Here is a 23,259-nt window from a genome sequence, read left to right as displayed (position 1 = left end):
ATGCTCGCGCCCATGACCCGACGTCCCGGACCCGGCGCCCGCGCCCGGACGGCGGGGGGCGTCGCGCTCGCCGCCGTCGTCCTCGCCGGCTGCAGCCTGCTCGGACCGCCCGACCCCGACAGTCCCGAGGGGCGGGTGGAGGTCCTGGTGGAGGCCCTGGTCGCCGCGGACCGCGACGCCCTGCTGGAGGTCCTCGACGACGAGCGGTTCTCGACGTCGACCGCGCTCCTCACCGACGAGGTGCTCGCCCAGGGCGTCTTCGCGGGTCGGGAGGTCGACGTCGAGACGACGAACCGGCACCTCGGCGCCAGGGAGTTCGCCCTGCGGCTCGAGGAGCAGGACGAGGACGAGAGGCCGTGGCTGGAGCCGGGGTTCACCTCCTCGGGCGACCCGGTGGGCCTGGTGCTGCCCACCGTCACCCTCCAGGGGCGCGGCGTGCACGCGCTGCGGGTCGGCGACCAGACCATCGAGGTGGGTCCGCTCCCGCCGGAGGGCACCTCCTTCTACCTGCCCCCGGGTGAGGTGGAGCTCGCCGCCGTGGGTGGCGAGCGGTACGTCGAGCGGGAACCCCCCGAGCGGATCGACACCCGCGAGCTGCTCGGGCGGCGCGAGCGCGACCTCGGAGGGCGGCTGACCCCTGAGGCGAGGGCGGTCGTGCGGAAGGAGGTGGCGGAGCACCTCGACCGCTGCACCGGCACGTTCCGTCGGGACCGGCCGAGCGCGTGCCCGCTCCGCAAGGCGTGGATCGGCGGGCTCGCCGAGGAGACCTGGACCGTCGACGGCGTCCCGCGGGTCGACATCCGTGCGGGCCTCGACGCCTGGTACTTCTCCACGCGCGGCCGGCTCCGGGCCACGATGCGGGGCACCTACGTCCCGCTCGGGGGCGGGCCGGCGGTCCCGGCCGCCGACGCCTTCCCCGTGCGGATCGACGGCACCGTCGAGGTGCGCGGCGGCCGGCTCGTCGTGCGGGTGCAGGGCTAGCTCGTGCGCGTGGCCGCGAGCAGGGCGTCGTACGTCCCCCGGCCGAACGCCACCATCCGCGCCTCCTCCACATGCGTGCGGGCGGACCGCAGGACCTCCAGGGCGGCGGCGATGGCGTCGTCCTTCGGCCAGCCGTAGACCCCGGCGCTCACCAGGGGGAACGCGACGCTGCGGGCGCCCAGCTCGTCGGCCACCTCCAGCGCCCGGCGGTAGCAGGAGGTGAGCAGCGAGCGGTCCCGCTCGCCGCGGGCGTGGTTCGGGCCCACCACGTGGATCACCCAGCGGGCCGGCATCCGACCCGCGGTTGTCCAGCCGGCGTCCCCGGTGGCCAGCCCGTCCGGGAACCGGCGGCGGCAGTCCTCGAGCACCTCCGGACCGCCGGCCGCGTGGATCGCCCCGTCCACACCACCACCGCCCCGCATCGCCCGGTTGGCGGCGTTGACCACCGCGTCGACGTCCTGCGCGGTGATGTCACCCTCGACGACCGTGATCTCCATGCCCCCACGCTAGGCGGGCTAGCCTCGGGCGGGATGCCCCGCACACCAGCCGAGCGGATGCTCGACGTCCGCACGATCTTCCACGAGCCGTCGGTGCCCGACCACCCGCGCGGCGCGCAGGTGCTCGCGCGCTTCCCCGACGCCGAGCGGGTCGAGGTGCCCTCCCACCAGCAGGTTCCCGGGCTCTACGGCAACCCGGGCGGGGTGCAGGACTGGATCCGCAACAAGCGCCAGGTGCTGGTGCTGGGGGAGAAGAAGAGCCTGTCGGCCCGGCCCAACGGGCGCTCGGCCGACTTCATCGCCCCCTCGACCTCCAACGGGTGCGCGATGGCCTGCGCCTACTGCTACGTGCCGCGCCGCAAGGGCTACGCCAACCCGATCACCGTCTTCGTCAACGTCGACCGGATCGCCCGCTACCTCGAGGGGCACGTGCGTCGGCAGGGGCCGAAGCCGCAGCCCAACCAGTGCGACCCCGTCGACTGGGTCTACGACGTCGGTGAGAACGGCGACTGCAGCGTCGACGCGCTGGTCAGCGACAACGTCCGCGACCTCGTCGACCTCTTCGGCCGCCTCGACGGCGCGAAGGCCAGCTTCGCCACCAAGTTCGTCAACCGCGACCTCCTGGGCTGGGAGCCGCACGGGGGCACGAGGGTCCGGTTCTCGCTCATGCCGGCCGAGCGGGCGAGGTTGCTGGACCTGCGCACCACGCCTGTGGCGGAGCGGATCGCCGCCATCGACGACTTCGTCGCCGCCGGCTACGAGGTGCACCTCAACCTCAGCCCCGTGGTGGTGCACGAGGGGTGGCAGGAGGAGTGGCGCGAGCTGCTGCGCCAGGTGGCCGACGGGGTGGGCCCCGCAGCGAGGGCCCAGCTCGCGGCCGAGATCATCTTCCTCACCCACCACGAGGGGCTGCACGAGGTCAACCTCGGCTGGCACCCGCAGGCCGAGGAGTGGCTGTGGCGTCCCGACCTGCAGGAGCCCAAGCGGAGCCAGAGCGGCCAGGACAACGTCCGCTACCGGGCGGCGTGGAAGGCGCGCTGGGTGCAGCAGCTGCGGGAGATGGTGGCCGAGGAGCTGCCGGGGTGCCGGATCCGCTACGCCTTCTGAGCCCGAGGGAACAGATCGTGGTGAGAACACGTTCCACTCCCCGGTCGTGCCCGCAGGACGGCTGACGATCCACAGGAAGAGCCTTTGTGACCGCCACCGCCCCGAGCCCAGCCGGCCCGACTCCCGCCTCGGCCCCCTCGCAGGACGACGAGCCGCACGTCGGTCGCCTGATCGCGCTGCTGGTCGGCGCGGCGTTCGTCGTGATCCTCAACGAGACGATCATGAGCGTGGCCTTGCCCCACCTCATGGTCGAGTTCGACGTCGCGGCGACCACTGCCCAGTGGATGACCACCGCGTTCATGCTCACCATGGCCGTGGTGATCCCGGTGACGGGCTACCTGATGACGCGGCTCTCCCTGCGCACCGTCTTCCTCGCGGCGATGTCGAGCTTCCTGGTCGGCACCGTGGTCGCGGCGCTCGCGCCCGTCTTTCCGGTGCTGGTCGCGGGCCGCGTCGTCCAGGCCGTCGGCACCGCCCTGATGATGCCGCTGCTCTTCACGACCGTGCTCAACGTCGTGGCCCCCGAGCGGCGCGGCCGCACCATGGGCGTCATCTCGATCGTCATCGCCGTGGCCCCCGCCGTGGGCCCGACCGTCGGCGGCGTGGTCCTCGACCAGCTGAGCTGGCGCTGGATGTTCTGGCTGGTGCTGCCGATCGCCGTGCTGGCCACCGTCTTCGGCGGGCTGTGGATCCGCAACGTCACCGAGCCGCGGGACGTGCCGCTCGACGTGCTCTCCGTCGTCCTCTCCGCCCTCGGCTTCGCCGGCCTGGTCTTCGGGCTCAGCAGCATCGGCGAGGCCGCGGAGGGCGAGCCGCTGCTGCCGATCTGGATCCCGCTCACCGTGGGCCTGCTCTCGCTCGCCGTCTTCGCGGTGCGCCAGACCCGGCTGGGCGACCGGGCGCTGCTGGACCTGCGCGCCTTCCTCACCCCGGCGTTCACCCTCGCCACGGTGCTGGTGGCGGTCAGCATGATGGCGCTCTTCGGGACGCTCATCCTGCTGCCGATCTACCTGCAGAACGTGCTGGGCAGGACCCCGCTGGAGGCCGGGCTGATGCTGCTGCCCGGAGGCCTGACCCTCGGGGCCCTCGGCCTGGTGGTCGGTGGCCTCTTCGACCGCTACGGACCGCGGCCGCTGGTGCCGCCGGGCGCGGTCGTGGCCAGCGCCGCCCTGTGGGGGATGACCACCCTCGACGCCGCCAGCTCGGTGCCGGCCGTCATCGGCTGGCACGTGCTCCTCAACGTGGGCCTGTCGTTCATGTTCTCCCCGCTGCTCACCGCCGCGCTCGGCTCGCTGCCGCAGGTGCTCTACTCGCACGGCAGCGCCATCGTCAGCACCCTCCAGCAGGTCGCCGGCGCGGCCGGCACCGCGCTCTTCATCACGGTGATGACCCGCACCGCTGCGGCCGGCGTCGAGGCCGGCGGGACCGGGGTGGCGCCGCTCCAGGACGGCATCCACGCCGCGCTGCTCTGGGGTGCCTCCATCAGCCTGGTCGCCGTCGTCGGCACGCTGCTGGTGCGCCGCCCCGAGCCGGTCCCCGCCCCGCCCGTGCCCGAGCGGGACGCGCTGGTCGACGCCGGGGTCTGACCCGCCCCCGAGGGGCTCCCACGGCTCCACAGCTACTTGCGAGGGGCGGGTCAGCGGGTGAGGGCGGTCGTGCTCTCGTGGGGGTCGGCGCCGGCCTGGACGGTGCCGTCGGGGAGACGACGGACGCTGCCGACGCCGCCCATCACGTGGTCCCAGCGGTCGACCCGGCGGACGGTGTAGCCCCGCGCCTCCAGGCCGGCGTGCAGCTCGTCGTAGAGCTCGCCCTCCAGCTCGACGGTGCGGGGCTCGGTGACGTGGGGGGTGAACGAGCTGGGGAAGTTGAGCGACCGGAACCGCGGCGCCTCGACCGCCTCCTGCAGGTCCATCCCGAAGACCAGCACGTCGAGCAGGACCTGCACGTTGGTCTGCGCCTGCACGTCGCCGCCCGGCGTCCCCATCGAGATCTGGCCGCCGTCGGCCTCGTCGACCATCACGGCGTGCGGGGTGATCCGGGGCCGCTTGCCCGGCTCGAGCCGGTTGGCGCTGTCGGGGTCGAGGCTGAACTGGGTCATCCGGTTGCCCAGCGTGAGCCCCGTGCCGGGGACCATCGGGGTCAGCGGGAAGTCGCTCGGCGTCAGCGTCACCGAGCTGCCCTCGGCATCGACGACGGCGAGGTGCGTGGTGTCCTTGCCGAGCAGCGATGCAGGGGTGTGCGGCCGGGCGGCGGTGGCGACGCGGCCGGGGTCGGGCGTGCCGTCGTACGCCGTGTCGCCGAGCTCGGCGCGTCGCCGGGCGGCGTGCTCGGGCGAGAGCAGCTGCTCGACCGGCACGTCGACGAACGCCTCGTCGGCGACGTGCTCCTCGCGGTCGGCCATCGCCAGGTCGATGGCCTGCAGCACGGTGTGCACGTACTCCTCCGATCCCCGGCCCATCGCCTCCAGGTCGACCCCCTCGAGGATCTCCAGCACCATCGGCACGACGATTCCCTGGCTCCAGGTGCGGTTGGTGCGGATCGTGTGGCCCCGGAACTCCGACTCGAGCGGCTCCTCCCACTCGCCCCGGTAGCCGGCCAGGTCCTCGGCCGTGAAGAGGCCGTCCTCCTCGTCGTGCATCTCGAGGATCGCCTCGGCGACGGGGCCGGCCTAGAAGTGGTCCCGGACGGCACGCAACCCGTCGCCGCGGTCCCCGCCGGCGGCGAGGGCCCGCTGCTCCGCCTCGCCCAGCTCCTCGAGGGTGTCGGCGAGGTCGGGCCGGACGAAGCGGTCACCGACGTGGACGGGGCGCCACCACTCCTTGCGCGTGTAGACCTCCGCGTTGTACGGCATCAGGAACTGGAAGCCGATCCGCTCGACCAGCGAGAAGTCGAGGTTGGCCGCCATCACCTCGTGCACCGGGGACCCCTCCCGGGCGAGCGCCACCGCGGGGGCCGCCAGCTCGGCGAAGCCCATGGTGCCGTGCGCGTCCAGCAGGGCCAGCAGCACGTCGGGGGAGGCCGGGAGCAGCTGGGCCCAGACGTCCATCTCGGGCACCTCCTCCCAGCCGCGCTCCGGAACCGCTCCAGGGTCGCGCCGCCGGGGCGGTGCCGGCCCCGGTGTAGCTGGAGACCTCGCCGGTGCGGCCGTCGCGGTGCAGCACCGGGGCGACGCCGGGGAACCCCGCCGCCTCTCCGAAGGTGACGTTGAGGGCGAGCAGGCCGGCCACGGCGGCGTCGGCGGCGTTGCCGCCGGCGCCCAGGACGTCGCGCATCGCCTCCGCCGCCCACGGGGTGCCGGCCACGACGGCGTACTCCTCGCCGGTCGCCAGCGGCCTGCTCACGCCCTTCGGGCTGTCGAAGGGCATCGGGTCGCGCGGCCCCTTGGGCAGCGCCCAGTAGGCGCAGCCCAGCACGAGGGCCTGGGCCAGCAGGCCCAGGCCGATCCGTCGCGACCAGCGCCTCAGGCGGGAGCGGGCGGGGTGCCGGGGTGGGCGGGGTCCGACGGCGCGCGGGCACCTCCGTGGCTGGGCCGGGCGTCCGGCACGGGCAGGGGAGGCCACTGTGCCCGATCGGCCGCCCCCGCGGCCGCCGCTCCGCACCCGCGGGACCGTCCCGTTTGCGGCGGAGGTCCGACGGGCACGTCCGGGCGTGGTCCCCGACGCGCAGGAGCTGCAGGAGCAACTCGAGGAGGAGCGCCGGCGCCTGCTCGACGACACCTCCGGCGACGTCGGCGACCCCAGCCTCGACGAGGACGACCACGACCGCTTCGCGCTCGCCGCGCACGCGGTCGACGGGACGTCGGCGGCGACCGCGGAGGCAGAGGTGGCCTTCCCGGTGCAGTCGGTGGTGAAGCCGTTCGTGTACGCCGTGGCGCTGGCCGACGACCGGGAAGCGGTGCACCGCGCCGTGGGGGTCGAGCCCACCGGCGAGCCCTTCGACGCGCTGGTCCTGGAGCTGGAGACCGGGCGCCCGCCCAACCCGATGGTCAACGCCGGGGCGCTGATGGCGGCGTCGCTGGTCGCCGGCTCCGGCGTGGGGGAGAAGGTGGAGCGGGTCCGTGCCGCCTGCTCCGCGGCGGCCGGGCGCGAGCTGGTGGTCGACGAGGAGGTCGTGCGCGCCGAGCTCGAGGAGGCCGACCGCAACCGCGCCCTCGCCCACCTGATGCGCGGTGGCGGGATGCTGCCGGTCCCCGTGGACGACGCCGTCGAGGTGCTGGCGCGGGTCTGCGCGATCTCCGTGACCACCGCCGACCTCGCCACCATGGCCGGGACGCTCGCGGCGTGGGGACGGCGCCCGGGCTCCGACGAGCGGGTGCTGCCGGCCGTCGTGGTGACCGAGGTGCTGAGCGTGATGGCCACCTGCGGGATGTACGACGGCAGCGGGCGCTGGATCCATCGGGCCGGTCTGCCCGCGAAGTCCGGCGTGAGCGGCGGCCTGCTCGCCGTGGCCCCCGGGCACCTGGGACTCGCCGCGTGGAGCCCGCGCCTCGACGAGCAGGGCAACACCGTGCGCGGCCTGCAGGCCGGGGAGGCGCTCTCGGAGGCATGGGGGCTGCACCCCTACGGGCCGCCACCGGGCTGACCGCCGGGAGACAGGGAGAGTCAGGTGCCGTAGACCGCGACCTCGTGCGCCTTGACCGCGAGGACGACCCGGCGCCCCGGGGCGAGGTCCAGGTCGGCGACGGCCCGCGGCGTCACGTCGGCCGCGAGCGCGCCCGCCCGGATCCGGACCTGCCCGCCCCGCGGCTCCAGCTCGGTGACCACCACCGACAGGGCGTTGCGCGGGCTGCCGCCGGGCTCGGCGAGGAAGACCGAGACGGCCTGCGGCTCGAAGACCGCGACGCTCGCGTCGCCGTCGCGGAGGGCGGGGCCGTGCGCCATCCCCTCGATGCGGAGCCCGTCGGGGGAGTGCAGCGCCCCGTCGCGCCAGGCGCCACGGACCAGGTTGAGGCCGGCCACCCGGGCCGCGAAGTCGCTGCGCGGCCGGGCCAGCACGTCGCCGGTGGCTCCCTGCTCCACCACCCGGCCCGCGTCGAGGACCACGACCCGGTCGGCGAGCAGCACCGCGTCGAGCACGTCGTGGGTCACCAGCAGCACCGTCCGGTCGGCGAGGACGCGACGCAGCACCTGCCGCAGCGCCGGGGTCACGCCGACGTCGAGCGCCGCCATCGGCTCGTCGAGGAGGAGCAGCGCGGGCTCGGCCGCCAGCGCCCGGGCCAGCGCGACCCGCTGGGCCTGGCCGCCGGAGAGCTGGCGGGGACGGCGGTGGGCGAGGTCCTCTGCCCCCACCGCGGCGAGCCACCGCCGGGCGGCATCCCGCGCCGTACGCCGTCCGGCCCCGGCGCTGCGCGGCCCGAAGGCCACGTTGTCGAGCGCGTCCAGGTGCGGGAAGAGCGAGGCGTCCTGGGCCAGCAGCGCGGTCCGCCGGTCGTGCGGCGGCACCTGGACCCTGCGTCGCGCCCCGGGGGCGGCGTCGGTGAGCACCCGGCCGTCGAGGACCACGCGTCCCGCGTCGGGCACCACGAGGCCGGCCGCGACGGAGAGCACGGTCGACTTCCCGGCGCCGTTGGGACCCAGCAGCGCCACCGTCTCCCCGGCTCCCACCTCCAGCTCGACCTCGACGTCGCGGGCGGGCACCCGCGCGGCCAGCTCCAGGGTCATCGGGCCCGTCCCGCCTGCCGGGTCAGGCCGACCACCAGGACCGCGACCGCCACGAGGACCAGCGAGAGCGCCACCGCCGCGTCGGCATCGGTCTCGCGGCGCAGGTAGATCTCGAGCGGCAGCGTCCGGGTCACCCCCTGCAGGCTGCCCGCGAAGGTCAGCGTCGCACCGAACTCGCCGAGCGACCGGGCGAAGGCGAGCACGGCCCCGGAGACCAGGCCCGGCAGCACCAGGGGGAGCGTCACCCGACGCAGCACCGTGGTGGGGCGGGCCCCCAGCGACGCGGCGACGACCTCGTAGCGCTGTCCCGCCGAACGCAGCGCCCCCTCGAGGCTGACCACGAGGAAGGGCAGCGCCACGAAGACCTGGGCGAGGACCACGGCGGTGGTCGAGAAGGCCACCTGCACGCCGAGCACCTCGAAGGTACGGCCGAGCAGCCCACGGCGGCCGAACGTGTAGAGCAGGGCGATCCCGCCCACCACCGGCGGCAGGACCAGCGGGAGCAGGACCAGGGCGCGCAGCAGCCCCTGGCCGCGGAAGTCGGTCCGGGCCAGGACGACCGCCATCGGCGTGCCCAGCAGCACGCAGACGACGGTGCTGGCGGTCGCGGTGCGCAGGCTCAGGCCGAGCGCGTCCCGGGACGCCTCCGAGGTGACCAGGCCCCAGAAGTCGGCCCACGGGGTCCGCAGCAGGAGCGCGACCAGGGGCAGCAGCACCACCCCGGCGCCGAGCAGGGCCGGCAGGTAGAGCCACCGCGGCACCCCGACGTGGGCGGCCGCCGGCCTCCTCACCGCCCGCCCCGCGCCGGCAGGAACCCGGCGTCGGCCAGCGCCCGCTGTCCGGTGGGTCCGGTGAGCAGCGCGACGAAGTCGGCCGCGAGCCCCGGCTCGTCGGCGCCGGCGACGGGGACCACGGGGTAGACGTTGGGGGCGACCCCCTCGTCGGCCAGCGCGATCCCCTCCACGGCGTCGCCCGCGGCCAGCACGTCGGTGGCGTAGACCAGGCCGGCGTCCGCCTCGCCGGAGGTGACCTTGGCGAGCACGTCGGTCACCGACCGCTCCTCGCTCACCGGGGACAGCGTCACCCCGGCCGCCCCGGCCAGCCGTGCCGAGGCTGCGCCGCACGGCACCTCGGGGGCGCAGAGCACCAGGGCCAGGCCGGGGCGGGCGAGGTCGGCGAGGGACCGTACGCCGGCGGGGTTGCCGGGCGGGACGGCGAGCTGCAGGCGGTTGGCGGCGAAGGGGACGGGGTCGCCGTCGGCGAGGTCGGCGTCGACCAGGCGCTGCATGGTCTCCTCGTCGGCCGTGGCCAGCACGTCGGCCGGCGCCCCCGCCTCGACCTGCGCGACCAGGTCGGAGGAGCCGGCCAGCGACAGCCGGACCCGCACGCCCTCGTGCTCGGCCTCGAAGGTCTCGGCGACCTGCTCGAACGGGCCGGCGAGCGAGGCGGCGGCGAAGACGGTGAGCTCGGTGCCGTCGCCCCCGGTGCCCCCGTCGCCGGCGGCGCCGCACCCCGCGGCCACCAGCACGACCGCGGCCACCAGCGGGGCCCTCATCCCGCGTCCCGCGGCGTCTCGACGATGACGGTCGTGGACTTGACCACCGCCACGGCGACGGAGCCGAGCTCGAGGCCGAGGTCGCGGACCGACTCGCTGCTCATCAGCGACACCACGCGGAACGGGCCGCACTGCAGCTCGACCTGCGCCATCACGTCGTCGACCTTGAGGTCGGTGACCAGGCCGACGAAGCGGTTGCGGGCCGAGCTGGCCAGGCCGTCGGGCTGCCCCGGCAGGACGGCCTGCTGCCGCGCCACCCGGGCGACGTCGTACCCGTCGACGACCTTGCGGCCGGCCTCGTCGACGTCGGCGGCGAGCAGCCCGCGCTCGATCCAGCGGCGCACGGTGTCGTCGCTGACGCCGAGGTAGCCCGCGGCTTCGCTGATCCTCATCTGCGGCATGTCGGCCACTCTAGAGCCGCATGTGCGGGAGCGCACCCCCCGCTTTCGAGCGCCGGGCGGCTCCGGTGGGATGCTGTCGCGTCGATCAGGAGCAACGAGGGAGCACGGATGAGCGAGGTCGCCGCCGAGCTGGCACGCGTCCGCGCCGACTTCCGGCAGCCCACCCTCACCCTGCTCCACCAGCGGCAGGCCCCGGTGGTGATCGCGGTCTTCCGTGCCGTCTTCGGCCGGGACAACCGCCCCGTCCCCACGGCGAGGCTGCACGCCCAGGTCGAGGACCACCTCGCCCAGCTGCGCGCCGCCGGGGACGCCGACGTCCCGACCGGCACGGGACGCGAGGTGTGCCTGCGCTGGATGCGCGGCCGGTGGCTGGTCCGGACCCTCGACGACTCCGGCCGCGAGGTCTACTCGCTCACCTCGCACGCCCAGCAGGCGCTCGAGCTCGTCAAGAGCCTGTCGCGGGACCGCTCGACCCTCAGCGAGCACCGGATCGCCACGCTGCTCAGCACCGTGCGGCGCTTCAACAGCGAAGCGAACCCCGACCGGACCTCCCGGGTCACGCTGCTCAACGCCGAGATCGCCCGGCTCACCGCCGAGCGCGACCGGCTCGTCGACGGCGCCGACATCGAGCCGGCCACCCCCGACTACATGCTGGAGGGGTTCACCGAGCTCCAGCTGCTGGTCTCCGCGCTCCCCAGCGACTTCGCGCGCGTCGAGGAGCGGTTCGCCGAGATCCGCGCCGAGATCCTGGCCTCGTTCCGGGCCGAGCCGCGCCCGGCCGGCGAGGTGATCGACGACTACCTGGCCCGGGCCGACGCGCTCATGACCGCGACCCCCGAGGGGCGCGCCTTCGAGGGGGCGTTCGCCCTGCTCCGCGACGACGAGATGGTCGGTCGGCTGCGCGAGGACCTCACGGCCCTGCTCGACCACCCGCTCGCCGACCGGCTGCTCGCCGACGCGGAGCGCGGCGAGCTGCGGGCCACCGTGCGGCTCATCCGCGAGGGGCTGGACCGGGTGCTGGCCCAGCGCTCCCGGGTCACCTCGGCGCTCAAGGAGTACATCCTCGCCCACGACGTGACCCGCGACCGGGAGCTCGAGCAGGTGCTGCGCCAGGTCGAGTCGGAGCTGGCGACCTGGATGGCCACCTCGGGCCCACGGGCCACCGTCGGCCTCCCGCTGCTGCCGGCACGCGCCGAGGTGGAGCACCTGCGCGAACGGTTCCACGACCCCGCCGACGACGTGGCGCCCGAGCGGCTCGCGGACGCCCCGCAGGCCCGGGGGAGCGGTCCCGGCTACGAGGAGCTCCTGGCGCTGGGCGGCCCGTCGCTGGGCGACCTCCGGGAGCGGCTCGACCACGCCCTGACCGCCCTCGACCCGGCGGCCTCGCTGGGCGACCTCTTCGACTCCCTCGAGCCGGCCCTGCGCCGCCCGGTGGAGGTCCTCGGCCTCCTCCACCTCGCGGCCGACCGGTCGCTCGACGCCGACGGGGGCACGGAGACCTACCGGGCGCGTCGGGCCGACGGCACGGAGCGGGTCTTCGAGGTGCCGCGCGTCCCGCTGCCCGACCCCGACCTCGACCCGACCTCGACCCCGCTGGAGGAGCGCTGATGACGACGGTGGAGACCGACGAGCCCGACGCGACGGACGTGGTGGACGTGCTCGACGACGAGGTCGAGGAGTCCGAAGGGCTCGAGGAGCTCGAAGCGCCCCACGACACCGCCTCGGTCTCGCTCTTCGAGGGCGACGAGGGCAGTCTCGAGCTGCCGGTCCGGCGTGCCCTCGTCACCCTGCTCAAGCAGCGCTTCGTCAGCGCCCGGACCCACCCGCACGTGTGGCGCGTGGTGGTGGAGCAGGAGCGGCTCGTCCGCTCCCGGCTCAACGACCTCTTCCTCGAGCTCCAGGTCGACCCCGTCCGCGAGGTGGCCTGGAAGCGCCAGGCGGTCCCGGAGACGGGCGGCCGCTTCCCGACGCTCCTGCACGACGTCGCCTGGAGCCGCGAGGAGACCATCGTCCTCGTGCACCTGCGGGACCGCTACCGGGTCGCGACGGCCGCGGGGGAGGAGCGGGTCCACGTGGACCGCGAGGACCTGGTCGAGCACGTCGCCGGCTTCCGCCCGCCGCACGCGACCGACCTGGCCGGCGACGAGAAGCGCGCCCGCAACGCGGTCGCCAGCATCAACAAGGCGGGGCTGCTGGTCGGCGCCCCGACCGACCACCGGTTCGAGGTCAGCGAGGCCATCGAGTCGCTGCTCCCGGTCGAGCGGCTGCGCGAGCTCCTCGAGGAGCTGCGTCGTACCAACGACCCCGACGCCGCCGCGCAGGCCGACCCGGCCGACGAGCCGCTCTTCGCCGAGGAGGCGCAGGCATGACCCAGGAGACCGAGCCGCGGACCGACGTCGACCTCGAGGACGACCTCGAGGACGACCTCGACGTCGACATCGAGGGGGACCTCGACGACGCGCTGGAGCGCGAGGCTGGGGCGCTCGCCGAGGAGGCGGGGCACGCCGGCGGCCTCTTCGCCCGCGAGAGCGTGGTCACGCCCTCCGACGACACCCGCCAGTGGCGGGCCGAGGTCCTGCAGCTGGTCAACTGGGGCGGCTTCTCGGGCCGCGTCGCGATCGACCTGAGCGCGGACACCACGATGATCTCCGGGGCCTCGGGCGTCGGCAAGAGCACGGTCCTCGACGCCTACACCGCGCTGATGATGCCGTCGGACACCAAGTTCAACGGCGCCTCCAACGACGCCACCGCCGGACGGGCCCGCAGCCTGGGCCAGCGCAACCTCCTCTCCTACCTGCGCGGCGCCGTCGACCTCGTCGACGACCCGCGCACGGGCCGCCCGACCGAGCGGCTGCTGCGCGGCCGCGGCAGCGACACCTGGGGCGCGGTCGCGGTCACCTTCGTCGACGACGGGGGGCGCCGGTTCACGGTGCTGCGCACCTACTACGTGCCGCGCCGCGCCACCCGCTCCAGCGAGGTCCAGATGCAGCTGGTCACCCTCGACGCGCCGCTGGACTGCGCGGCGCTGGAGGCCGCCGTCCCCGACCGGTTCCACGGCGCCACCCTGAAGAAGCTGCACCCCGGGCTCCGGGTCCACCGCACGTACGCCGAGTTCGCCGCGACCCTGCACGCGCGCCTGGGCATCGGCGCGGGCGGCGACGGTGCCAAGGCGCTGCGGCTGCTGGCCCGGATCCAGGCCGGCAACCAGGTGCGCAGCGTCGACGAGCTCTACAAGGAGATGGTCCTCGAGCGGCCCGCGACCTACGCCGCCGCCGACCGGGCGGTGGAGCACTTCGACGACCTCGAGTCCGCCTACCTCGCGATGCGCACCGAGGAGCAGAAGCAGGAGCTGCTCGCCCCGATCGTCGAGCTGGCCGCCCGCCGGGCCGCCGCCCGGGCGACCTCGGCGGAGCTCGACGCCTTCGGCGTGACGGCGCGGGGCGACACCCCGGTCCGGCTGTGGATGCTGCGCACCCATGCACGCCTGCTGGGCACGGCGGTGCAGGCCAACCGCGCCGAGCGCGCCCGGGTCTCCGACCGGCTGAAGTCGGCGACGCGCTCCGTGGCGTCGCTGGCCGCCGACCTGGAGGCCGCCAAGGAGCAGCACCGCGAGGCCGGCGGCGCCACCCTCGAGCGCCTGGCCGCGGAGGTGGAGCGGGAGGAGGCGCTGCTCGCCGAGCGCGTCTCCCGCCGCGACGCCCTGCTGGGCCGGGTCGCCGCGCTCCTCGACGACGACGTCGACGTGCCCGAGGCGCTGGCGAGCCGGGAGGGCTACCACGACCTCGTCGACCGCTCCGAGCGGTGGCTCGCGGGCCACGCCGACGAGGTCGCCGGGCTGGTCGCCGAGCGCGACCGCGTCATGGCGGCACGGTTCCCGCTGCTGGAGCGGCGCCGGGCGCTGACCGACGAGCGTTCCTCGCTGGCCGGGCGGACCGGGCGGGTCCCGGCCCACCTCCACGCGATGCGCCACGAGGTGGCCCGGGCCAGCGGGCTCGACCCGGCGGACCTGCCCTTCGTCGCCGAGCTGGTCGACGTCGCGCCGGGGGAGGAACGGTGGCGGCTGGCGGTCGAGACCGTCCTGGGTGCCTCGGCCCGCGTCATGCTCGTGCCGCTGGAGCGGCTCGAGGAGCTCTCGCGCGCCATCGACTCGGTCTCCCTGCGGGGTCGCCTGGTCTTCGAGGGCGCCGAGACCGGGCTGCCCGCCCTCCCGGCCGCCGACCCCGCCCGGGTCGCCGGCAAGCTCGTCTTCGCCGACTCGCCGTTCCGTGGCTGGGTGCAGGCGCACGTCGCCCACCCCTCCCGCGACGCCCTCTGCGTGACCGACCCCGCCGACCTCGCCCGCGGCGGGCACAGGGTGACCGCGGCGGGCCAGACCCGTCAGGGCCGCCGGGGCGCGCACGGCCGCGCCGAGCAGCGCAGCATCCTGGGCTTCGGTGCCGGCGACTCCGTGGCCGAGCTCGACCGCGAGCTCGACGAGGTGGAGGAGGCGCTCACCGACCTCGACGGCCGCCTGGCCGACGTCGAGCAGGCCACCCGGCTCCTCGACCTGCGCCGGGCCGCGCACGAGGCGCTGCGCAGCCACGGGTACGACGACCTCGACGTCCCCGCGTCCCGCGAGCGGCTCGCCGAGCTCGGGCGCCGCCGGGAGGCGGCGCTGGGGGACGACGCCGGACTCGCCGACGTGGAGGAGCGCATCCGCGACCTCGAGGCCGACCTCGAGGAGGCCAGGCGCGGGCGCTACCAGCTCGAGGAGCGGCGCGGCGCGCTCGACACCGCCCACGGCGAGATGGTGGAGGCCGAGGACCAGGTCAACGACGAGCTGGAGCGGATGGAGCGCGCCGGCACGGTCGTCCTCACCCCCGAGCAGGAGCAGCGGCTCGACGAGGAGATGGCGGCCGCCTGCGCGCCCGACGACGCCGGCGACCTCGACCGCTTCCACGAGAACGCGGGCCGCCTCCAGGCCCGGCTCCACGGCGAGGTCGCGCACGCCCAGGTCGAGGTCGAGCACGCCGAGCGCGAGCTGGCCGGCATCTTCCGCGCCTACCAGCTGCAGTGGGAGGACCCCAACCTCGGCACCACCGCCGACTCCTACGCCGACTACGCCCGGATCCTGGCCGACATCGAGGCCACCGGACTGGCGCAGCGCCGGCAGGAGTGGCGGCGCCGGCTCACCGAGTGGAGCGGTCAGGACCTCGTCCCGCTGGCGGGGGCGATGGCCTCGTCGGTCGAGGAGATCGAGGACCGCCTCGAGCCGATCAACGCGATCCTGCGGCGGCTGGAGTTCGGCGCCGAGAAGGACCGGCTGCGGATCCGGCTCCGGCGGCTGGCGCCCGCCCACGTGCAGACGTTCCTCAAGGACCTGCGCGCCCTCTCCCGGGGCTCCGCGCAGGGGTTGTCGGAGGAGGAGATGCAGGCCCGGTTCGCCGAGCTGCGCCGCTTCATGGCCCAGCTGCGGCCGACGGAGGCCGGTGCCGACGGTGCCGACCGCGACCGGTTGCTCGACGTCCGGCGACACGTGGAGATCAGCGCCGAGCGCTACGACCGCACCACCGGCGAGCTGCGCTCGACCTACCGGACGCTGGGGGAGAAGAGCGGCGGCGAGAGCCAGGAGCTGGTCGCCTTCATCGTCGGCTCCGCCCTGCGGTTCCGGCTGGGCGACGAGCTCCGCTCGCGGCCGCGGTTCGCGCCCGTGCTGCTGGACGAGGGCTTCGTCAAGGCCGACTCCGAGTTCGCCGGTCGCGCCGTCCAGGCCTGGCGCGGTCTCGGCTTCCAGCTGGTGATCGGCGTCCCGCTCGACAAGGTGACCGGCCTGGAGCCCCACATGGAGACCCTGCTGCTGGTCACCAAGGACACCGAGACCCACCTCTCGGCGGTCCACGTCATCCGGGACGCGGGGGCGCGCTGACGGTCGAGCGGTCTGGACCGTCGGGGGCCATTTCGGGTCTTTCGCCACGGGCGCCCGGGGCGGCGACCTAGCGTCTTCCACGTGTCCATCGAGCTGACGGCCGACCCGGCCCAGACCCCGGTCGTGGCGCGTCGCACCCGCGAGCGCCACGAGTTCCCCGTGCGCTCGGTGCTGCACTCCTGGGCGGGCCTGGGCGACGACGTCCGCCGGGACCTGCGGCGCTCGCTGCCCGCCCCGGTGGGCCCCGCCCTGATGCGGCTGGTCGACCCGCTGGGGATGCACGGGCACTCGGACGCCGTGGCGCTGGCCGAGGCGTTCCGCCAGCTCGACGAGGACGACGTGGAGGAGCTGAGCGGGACCATGCCGTTCCCGCTCTTCTGGGCGGTCGCGCGCCTCGCGCAGAACCTGCGCTGACCCTCCCTCGCCGACCCCGCCGCCGGGGACGGATACCGTGGGGCGACGCGGCGACCGCCGCGCAGGCACCCGGACGAGGACACCCGCATGAGCACGACACCCCGCTGGGCCGACGCGTACGGACCGGGGGTGCCGCTCCGCCTCGAGTACGGCGACACCACCGTCGTGGACCTCCTCGACGGGGCGGTGCGCGACCACGGCGACCGGGACGCCCTCGACTTCCTGGGCCGCACGACGCGCTGGGCCGACCTGGCCCGGCAGGTCGAGCGCGTCGCCGGGGGGTTGCGCGACCTGGGGGTCGGGCCGGGCGACCGCGTGGCCCTCGTGATGCCGAACTGCCCGCAGAACGTCGTGGCCTTCCTGGCGACGCTGCGGCTGGGGGCCACCGCCGTGGAGCACAACCCGCTCTACACCGCCCACGAGCTGCAGCGCCCCTTCGCCGACCACGGCGCGCGGGTGGCGGTCGTGTGGGACAAGGCGGTCCCCGTCGTGGAGGCGCTGCGCGGCTCCTGCGCGCTGGAGCACGTGGTCGCGGTCGACCTCACCGCCGAGCTGCCCTGGCCCAAGCGACTGGCGCTGCGCCTCCCGGTCGCGAAGGCGCGGAAGGCGCGCGAGCAGCTCACCGCCCCGGCCCCCGGGGCCGTGCCGTGGGGGCGGCTCGCCGGGGCCGCCCCGCTCCCGGCCGACCACCCCCGTCCCGCGCCGGACGACGTGGCGCTGCTGCTCTACACGTCGGGCACGACGGGTGCCCCGAAGGGCGTCGAGCTGCGGCACCGCAACCTCGTCGCCAACGTGACGCAGGGCCGGGCCTGGGTGCCGGGGCTGCGCCCGGGCGAGGAGACCTTCCTGGTCCCGCTGCCCCTCTTCCACGCGTACGGCGTCACGGTCAGCCTGCTGCTCGGGGTCGCGCTGGCCGCCCGTCTGGTCCTGCTGCCCAAGCCGGAGACCGACCTGGTGATGGAGGCGATCGGGCGCCGGACGCCGACCTTCCTCCCGGCCGTGCCGCCGCTGTACCGGCGGATCCTCGACGAGGCGGAGCGGCGCGGCGTCTCGCTGCAGGGCATCCGGTTCAGCCTGTCGGGGGCGATGCCGCTCTCGGCGGAGCTCGTCGAGGACTGGGAGCGCGCGACCGGCGGCCTCCTCGTCGAGGGGTACGGCCTCACCGAGACCTCCCCGGTGATCGTCGGCAACCCGATGTCCGCCGACCGCCGGCCCGGCGCGATCGGGGTGCCCTTCCCCGACACCGAGGTGCGGGTGGTCGACCGCGAGGACCCCGACCGCGAGGTGCCGCTGGGAGAGAGCGGCGAGCTGCTCGTCCGCGGGCCCCAGGTCTTCTCCGGCTACCGGGGGCTGCCCGAGGAGACGGCGGCGGCCTTCCACGACGGGTGGTTCCGCACCGGCGACGTGGTGACGATGGCGCCCGACGGCTTCCTGACGGTGGTCGACCGGGTGAAGGAGATCATCATCACCGGCGGTTTCAACGTCTACCCCTCCGAGGTGGAGGCGGTGGTCCGCGAGCTCGACGAGGTGGCGGACTGCGCGGTGGTCGGGCTGCCCACCGGCGACGGCGGCGAGCAGGTGGTCGCGGCCGTCGTGGCCGCGGAGGGCGCGGAGGTCGACCCCGACCGGGTCCGGGACCACGTGCGCCACGAGCTCACCCCTTACAAGGTGCCCCGACGGGTGGTGGTCGTCGACGAGCTGCCCACCAACCCGATGGGGAAGGTGCTGCGCCGAGAGGTCGCCGCTCGGCTCCGGGAGGGCTGAGCGCCGCGCACGCCTCGGCTCGCTGGACAGGTCGCGAAGCCTTGTGGTGCCGTCGGGGGGAGTGGGTACGGGCTGGCGTCCGCACCTACTCGGAGGAGCACCATGTCGAAGAAGGACCAGCACGTCCCCGGCGCGCCCGGCGTCGACTCCCCGTCGCTCACCGAGCCGACGGAACCCCGCGAGCCGCTGCCGCCCAAGCCCGACCAGCGCCAGCCCGCGCTCGGCACCGCGACCGGCCGCCGGGTCGGCGACGAGACGGGCGCCCGCACCCAGCAGGGCGCGTTCCTGACCACGTCGACCGGCACCCGGCTGCGCGACACCGACCACTCGCTCAAGGCCGGGGAGCGCGGCCCCACCCTGCTGCAGGACCACCACCTGCGGGAGAAGATCACCCACTTCGACCACGAGCGGATCCCCGAGCGGGTGGTGCACGCCCGCGGGGCGGGGGCGCACGGGGTCTTCGAGGGCTACGGGACCGCCGAGAGCATCACGATGGCCGGGCTGTTCGCGAAGGGGAAGCGGACCCCGGTCTTCACGCGCTTCTCCACCGTGCTGGGCTCCCGCGGCTCCGCGGACACGGTGCGTGACACCCGCGGCTTCGCCACGAAGTTCTACACCGACGAGGGGGTCTGGGACCTCGTCGGCAACAACATGCCGGTCTTCTTCATTCAGGACGGCATCAAGTTCCCCGACATCGTCCACGCCGGCAAGCCGCACCCCGACCGCGAGATCCCGCAGGCCCAGAGCGCCCACGACACCTTCTGGGACTTCGTCTCGCTCCACACCGAGGCCCAGCACCACGCCCTGTGGAACATGTCGGACCGCGGCATCCCGCGCTCCTACCGGATGATGGAGGGCTTCGGGGTCCACACCTTCCGCCTGGTCAACGCCCAGGGCGAGACGTCGCTGGTGAAGTTCCACTGGAAGCCGAAGCTGGGCGTCCACTCCCTCACCTGGGAGGAGGCGCAGATGATCAACGGGATCGACCCCGACTTCCACCGCCGCGACCTGTACGACGCCATCGAGGCGGGCGCCTTCCCGGAGTGGGAGCTGGGGGTCCAGGTCTTCCCCGACGAGCCCGACCAGATGTTCGGCGACATCGACCTGCTCGACCCGACCAAGATCGTTCCCGAGGAGCTGGCCCCGGTGCAGCCGATCGGCCGGCTGGTGCTCGACGCCAACCCGACGAACTTCTTCGCCGAGGTCGAGCAGGTGGCCTTCCACGTCGGGCACACCGTGCCGGGGATCGACTTCACCGACGACCCGCTGCTGCAGACCCGGCTCTTCTCCTACGTCGACACCCAGCTGTCGCGGCTGGGCGGGCCCAACTTCAACCAGATCCCGATCAACCGCACCCACGCACCGGTCAACGACATGCTGCGCGACGGCTTCCACCAGCACGCCGTGCACGCCGGCGTGGCGCCGTACAAGCCGAACTCGCTCGACGGGGGCTGCCCCTTCCATGCCGGGGCCGACCTCGACGACGAGCAGACGCGGGCCTTCGTGGACGCCGCGGTGACGGTGGCGGCCGCGGTCAAGACCCGCGGCAACCCCGCGACGTACGACGACCACTTCAGCCAGGCGCGCCTCTTCTGGCGGTCGATGACCCCGGTGGAGCAGGAGCACATCATCCGGGCCTACTCCTTCGAGCTCGGCAAGTGCTACGAGCAGGCGGTCAAGGAGCGCCAGCTCCAGGCCCTGGCCAACATCGACCCGGTGCTCTGCCAGGAGGTCGCGACCGCCCTCGGCCTGCCCGCACCCGCGCCGACGGAGGCGCTGGACGCCGCCGAGCCCAGCCCCGCCCTGTCGCAGGTCGGTGGCGAGTGGCCGCCGGACGGCCGGGTCGTCGGCATCCTCCTGGGCGAGGACGCCGACATGAAGGAGGTCGCGACGGTCCGCGCCGCGGTCCACGAGTCGGGGATGGTGGCCTTCCTCATCGGCCCGCACGGCGGGACCATCGACGGGATGCCGATGCAGCGCTCCCTGGCCACCGGGCGCTCGGTGGAGCTGGACGCGCTGCTGGTCGCGTCCAAACCGGCCCCCGCCCCGGACGCCCTCACCGTGCGGGACGAGAAGGCCGGGGCGCCCGCCTTCACCTCCGACCCGCGGGCGGTGATGATGGTCCAGGAGTGCTTCCGGCACTCGAAGGCCGTCGGGGCCTGGGGTGCCGGGGTGGAGCTCCTCGACGAGGCGGGCGTCTCCGGCGCGGTCGGGGTCGTGAGCGCCGACAGCGGCTCCGCGGCGCTCACGCAGCTGAGCGCCCTGATGGCCGAGCACCGGGTCTGGGGCCGGTTCGCCACGCAGGTGGGCTGAGGCGTCACGCGGGCGGTCCGGGTCAGCGCGCCAGGACCGCCCGCACCACCTCGGGCAGCCGCATCGTGAAGCCCTTCTCGACGTAGTGGACCGCGCCCAGCGCGAGGGCGCGGGCCCCGAGGCCGTCCTCGTCGAAGGCGGAGACCACCACGACCCTGCTGCCGGGCGAGGCGCGCAGGATCAGCGGCAGCGCCTGGAGCCCGTCCATCACGGGCATGGCCACGTCGAGCAGCACGACGTCGGGGGTCAGCTCGGCCGCCAGCCGCACCGCCTCGTGCCCGTCGGCGGCCTCGCCCACCACCTCGAGGTCGGGGCACGCCTGCAGCTGCACCACGAAGAGCTCGCGCAGGTCGCGGTCGTCGTCCACCACCAGGACCCGCGTGCGCGTCCCCTCCGGAGCGGAGCCGGCGAGACTGCCCGTCGTCGGGGCGTCGGATGGCGGGCTCGAGGGCGCCGAGCGGACCAGGTCGCCAGGGGCCAAGGGGCCGTCGAGCGGGCTGAGCCAGTCGTCGATGAGCCGGCGCGCGGCCGAGAGGGTCTGCTCCAGCAGTCCCACGGCCCGGTCGGTGTCCCCCTGCTCGAGCGCGTGGGCGGTGGCGGTGAGCGTCTGCACCACCGTGTCGTTGAGCTCGAGCGCCTGCCGCCGGCGGACCTCCGACTCGCGGAGCCGACCGGCGAGGAGCTCCCGCTCCAGACGGTCGTGGGCGTCGCGCAGGAAGACGGCGTGCAGCGTGTCGTCCCCCTCCGAGCGCAGGGGAGCGGTGACCACGTCGAGCAGGAGGGCGCGCCCGTCCAGGCCCGTCGCCCGGGTCGGCTCGCCGAGCGGCCCGACGGGAGGCTCCAGGTCGGCCGTGCCGAGCGCGTCGACCGTGTCGGCCGGCAGGACCTGCGAGAGGAGGCAGCCGCGGGGATCGGCCCCCAGCAGCTCGGCGGCCCGGCCGTTGGCGCGGAGCACCGTCCCGGCGGCCCCCACGACCAGGATGGCCTCGGGAGAGGCCTGCACCAGGTCCTGGAGGGTGCGGTCACCGGGGGCGAGGCGGTCCATGGCCCGAAACTAGACCGCGCCGCGCCGACCGGTCATCACGTACTTGGGTGAACTTGGGTGAACTCGGGCGAGCCCGGGTCGCCCGACCCATCAGCACACCTAGCGGATGGCTCGCGCCACGACCCGGAACCGCTGGCGGTCGTCGACGGGGGTCCCGCCGCAGGCCCAGGCGCCGGAGCGATCGCAGCCCCGGTAGCGCGTCGAGGCGTTGGCCAGGACGAGCACGACCCGGCGTACCCGGGCGCGGCGCAGGTCGACCACCCGCGAGCCCACGCCCTTGCCGTTCAGCCGGACCTCCAGGCGCGCCACGCCGCCCCCGCGCCGGAAGACGAGCAGGCTGGCGGCCGGTGCGGCCGGGCGCGGGCGCCCGGTGACGACCCGGACCCGCAGGCGTCGCCGCTTCGGCAGGTCGGCCGCGGCACGCAGCTGGACCGTGTGGGCCGCGAGGTGCGGCACCCGGACCGAGAGCCGCGTCGGTCGGCCGGTCCGGACCCGGGCCCTGGTCCCCAGGGGGGCCTTAGGGTAGGAGCGCCCCTCGGGGTAGGCACGGCGGGGGGTCAGGTTGCCCTCCACGAACCGCAGGTAGAACCGGCCCCACTGCTCGCCGCGGGACGACACGTAGGACCTCAGGCCCTGGACGGAGTACTCGTCGGGAGCCCCCGACGAGGCCTCGAGCCGCTCCCACACCCCGCGCACGGCGTCCACCCCGAACCGCTGCGCCAGCCGCTGCACGAAGATCCAGTTGCCGTAGGCGGCCAGGTCGGAGGAGAAGGAGTCCAGCGGCGTGCCCGGCCGTCCCAGCTGGCCGGACCGCAGGAACTGGCGGTTGTCGTCGATCCCGTCGGCGACCTGCTCCTCCATCCAGGTCGCCGAGGCCTCCATCCACCACAGGTCCTCGCGGACGTCGAGGTTGAACTGGATCGCGTGGAAGAACTCGTGGGCGGCGGTGACCTCGAGGCTGGCGGCGGGGGAGCGCGCGAAGCCTGCCATGTCGTTGTCGAGCACGCAGTAGGACTGCGCGCGTCCCGGGTGGCCGGGGACCCGCTCCTCGGGGACGCAGTAGCCGTAGAAGCCCTGGGCGGAGATGTTGGCGAGGTAGACGTCGAAGCGCGCGTCGCCCCCCGCCGTCCCGTCGGGTGCCGGGGCGCGGTAGCCCATCTCGTCGACCTGTCGCGTCCACACGGACTCGAACGTCGCCAGGGTGCGCTCCGCCCACTCGGGGGTGGCGCGGTCGGGTCCGCTCTCCACGAAGGTGACGCACACCCGGGCGGCGCACCGCTGCGCGGGGGGGAGCGCGGGGTCGTAGGAGGCGTAGGCGTCCTTGCCCGGCGTGGTCGGGCGGGCGAGGACGGCGTCGGCCGCCCGCCGCCCGGTGCGGTCCAGCCCGGGCCGGGCCAGGTAGACGTCGCGCAGCACCATCGTGGGCTCGGCCGCGGCGGAGCCACCGGTGCGCCGGTCGGCGGCGTCCCCGACGTCGGGAAGGCCCGGGGCGGCCGGGGCGGTCGCTGGGACCACGTGGTCCGTGGGCGCCGGGGCGGGGACCGCGGCCGGGGTCGCCGGGGCGAGCAGGGCCAGGACGGCCGTCAGCACGGCGGCGGTACGACGCAAGGATTCCCC

General features: G+C 75.0%; 18 protein-coding genes and 1 pseudogene. 11 read left to right on the top strand and 8 right to left on the bottom strand.

The window, feature by feature from the left end; translation table 11 throughout:
- The first annotated feature begins 12 nt into the window (after positions 1 to 12).
- Positions 13 to 981, top strand: a complete 969-nt coding sequence (locus tag DNK53_RS12335) for a hypothetical protein (protein ID WP_162599918.1) — start codon at positions 13 to 15, stop codon at positions 979 to 981.
- On the opposite strand, the gene DNK53_RS12330 is transcribed toward DNK53_RS12335, so the two are convergent.
- The gene (locus tag DNK53_RS12330; protein ID WP_110182642.1) at positions 978 to 1,478 is read right to left on the bottom strand and encodes an O-acetyl-ADP-ribose deacetylase; all 501 of its coding nucleotides are present in this window, start codon (positions 1,476 to 1,478) and stop codon (positions 978 to 980) included. The genes DNK53_RS12335 and DNK53_RS12330 overlap by 4 nt on opposite strands.
- Before the next feature lie 33 nt (positions 1,479 to 1,511).
- Here DNK53_RS12330 and DNK53_RS12325 point away from each other — a divergent pair, with 33 nt between their 5' ends.
- Together DNK53_RS12325 and DNK53_RS12320 are read left to right on the top strand one after the other, a co-directional pair.
- On the top strand, positions 1,512 to 2,585 hold the full coding sequence (locus tag DNK53_RS12325; protein ID WP_110182641.1) for a spore photoproduct lyase family protein: 1,074 nt from the start codon (positions 1,512 to 1,514) through the stop codon (positions 2,583 to 2,585).
- Positions 2,586 to 2,671: 86 nt separating this feature from the next.
- On the top strand, positions 2,672 to 4,171 hold the full coding sequence (locus DNK53_RS12320; RefSeq protein WP_110182640.1) for an MDR family MFS transporter: 1,500 nt from the start codon (positions 2,672 to 2,674) through the stop codon (positions 4,169 to 4,171).
- 50 nt (positions 4,172 to 4,221) lie between these two features.
- On the opposite strand, the pseudogene DNK53_RS18105 reads toward DNK53_RS12320, so the two are convergent.
- A pseudogene (locus DNK53_RS18105) lies at positions 4,222 to 5,631 on the bottom strand (gamma-glutamyltransferase family protein).
- A gap of 152 nt (positions 5,632 to 5,783) precedes the next feature.
- Between DNK53_RS18105 and DNK53_RS18100 the strand changes: the two are divergent.
- The gene (locus DNK53_RS18100; RefSeq protein ID WP_239456570.1) at positions 5,784 to 5,984 is read left to right on the top strand and encodes a hypothetical protein; all 201 of its coding nucleotides are present in this window, start codon (positions 5,784 to 5,786) and stop codon (positions 5,982 to 5,984) included.
- A 249-nt stretch (positions 5,985 to 6,233) separates the two neighbouring features.
- A complete protein-coding gene (glsA, locus tag DNK53_RS12300) occupies positions 6,234 to 7,166 on the top strand; it encodes a glutaminase A (RefSeq protein WP_110182636.1) in 933 nt (310 codons plus the stop codon).
- Between the two features lie 20 nt (positions 7,167 to 7,186).
- Here the strand turns inward: glsA and DNK53_RS12295 are convergent, their stop codons facing one another.
- The 4 genes from DNK53_RS12295 to DNK53_RS12280 are packed head-to-tail and all read right to left on the bottom strand — an operon-like array spanning position 7,187 to position 10,201.
- Positions 7,187 to 8,245 (bottom strand): sulfate/molybdate ABC transporter ATP-binding protein, encoded by a 1,059-nt coding sequence (locus tag DNK53_RS12295; RefSeq protein ID WP_110182635.1) that lies wholly within the window; start codon positions 8,243 to 8,245, stop codon positions 7,187 to 7,189.
- Positions 8,242 to 9,036 (bottom strand): ABC transporter permease, encoded by a 795-nt coding sequence (locus tag DNK53_RS12290; RefSeq protein WP_110182634.1) that lies wholly within the window; start codon positions 9,034 to 9,036, stop codon positions 8,242 to 8,244. Before DNK53_RS12290 ends, DNK53_RS12295 begins: the two co-directional genes overlap by 4 nt.
- Positions 9,033 to 9,800 (bottom strand): molybdate ABC transporter substrate-binding protein, encoded by a 768-nt coding sequence (modA, locus tag DNK53_RS12285; RefSeq protein WP_110182633.1) that lies wholly within the window; start codon positions 9,798 to 9,800, stop codon positions 9,033 to 9,035. Before modA ends, DNK53_RS12290 begins: the two co-directional genes overlap by 4 nt.
- Positions 9,797 to 10,201, bottom strand: a complete 405-nt coding sequence (locus tag DNK53_RS12280) for a TOBE domain-containing protein (protein WP_110183131.1) — start codon at positions 10,199 to 10,201, stop codon at positions 9,797 to 9,799. The genes modA and DNK53_RS12280 overlap by 4 nt, the downstream gene beginning before the upstream one ends.
- A gap of 108 nt (positions 10,202 to 10,309) precedes the next feature.
- Here DNK53_RS12280 and DNK53_RS12275 point away from each other — a divergent pair, with 108 nt between their 5' ends.
- The 6 genes from DNK53_RS12275 (at position 10,310) to DNK53_RS12250 (ending at position 20,597) form a co-directional block, all read left to right on the top strand.
- Positions 10,310 to 11,809, top strand: a complete 1,500-nt coding sequence (locus DNK53_RS12275) for a DUF3375 domain-containing protein (protein ID WP_110182632.1) — start codon at positions 10,310 to 10,312, stop codon at positions 11,807 to 11,809.
- On the top strand, positions 11,809 to 12,570 hold the full coding sequence (locus DNK53_RS12270) for a DUF4194 domain-containing protein (protein ID WP_110182631.1): 762 nt from the start codon (positions 11,809 to 11,811) through the stop codon (positions 12,568 to 12,570). Before DNK53_RS12275 ends, DNK53_RS12270 begins: the two co-directional genes overlap by 1 nt.
- On the top strand, positions 12,567 to 16,106 hold the full coding sequence (locus DNK53_RS12265; RefSeq protein ID WP_204163906.1) for an ATP-binding protein: 3,540 nt from the start codon (positions 12,567 to 12,569) through the stop codon (positions 16,104 to 16,106). The genes DNK53_RS12270 and DNK53_RS12265 overlap by 4 nt, the downstream gene beginning before the upstream one ends.
- A gap of 81 nt (positions 16,107 to 16,187) precedes the next feature.
- Positions 16,188 to 16,520 (top strand): hypothetical protein, encoded by a 333-nt coding sequence (locus DNK53_RS12260; protein ID WP_110182630.1) that lies wholly within the window; start codon positions 16,188 to 16,190, stop codon positions 16,518 to 16,520.
- An 87-nt stretch (positions 16,521 to 16,607) separates the two neighbouring features.
- Entirely contained in the window at positions 16,608 to 18,284 is a 1,677-nt protein-coding gene (locus DNK53_RS12255; RefSeq protein ID WP_110182629.1) for a long-chain-fatty-acid--CoA ligase, read from the top strand.
- Positions 18,285 to 18,386: 102 nt separating this feature from the next.
- A complete protein-coding gene (locus tag DNK53_RS12250; RefSeq protein ID WP_110182628.1) occupies positions 18,387 to 20,597 on the top strand; it encodes a catalase in 2,211 nt (736 codons plus the stop codon).
- A 22-nt stretch (positions 20,598 to 20,619) separates the two neighbouring features.
- On the opposite strand, the gene DNK53_RS12245 is transcribed toward DNK53_RS12250, so the two are convergent.
- Together DNK53_RS12245 and DNK53_RS12240 are read right to left on the bottom strand one after the other, a co-directional pair.
- Positions 20,620 to 21,642 (bottom strand): response regulator, encoded by a 1,023-nt coding sequence (locus DNK53_RS12245; protein WP_110182627.1) that lies wholly within the window; start codon positions 21,640 to 21,642, stop codon positions 20,620 to 20,622.
- Positions 21,643 to 21,741: 99 nt separating this feature from the next.
- Positions 21,742 to 23,250, bottom strand: a complete 1,509-nt coding sequence (locus DNK53_RS12240; RefSeq protein ID WP_162599916.1) for an MXAN_6640 family putative metalloprotease — start codon at positions 23,248 to 23,250, stop codon at positions 21,742 to 21,744.
- Positions 23,251 to 23,259 lie beyond the last annotated feature (9 nt).

This window comes from Nocardioides solisilvae, from assembly GCF_003194625.1.
GTDB lineage: Bacteria > Actinomycetota > Actinomycetes > Propionibacteriales > Nocardioidaceae > Nocardioides > Nocardioides solisilvae.
This window is presented reverse-complemented; position numbering and strand designations above follow the sequence as displayed.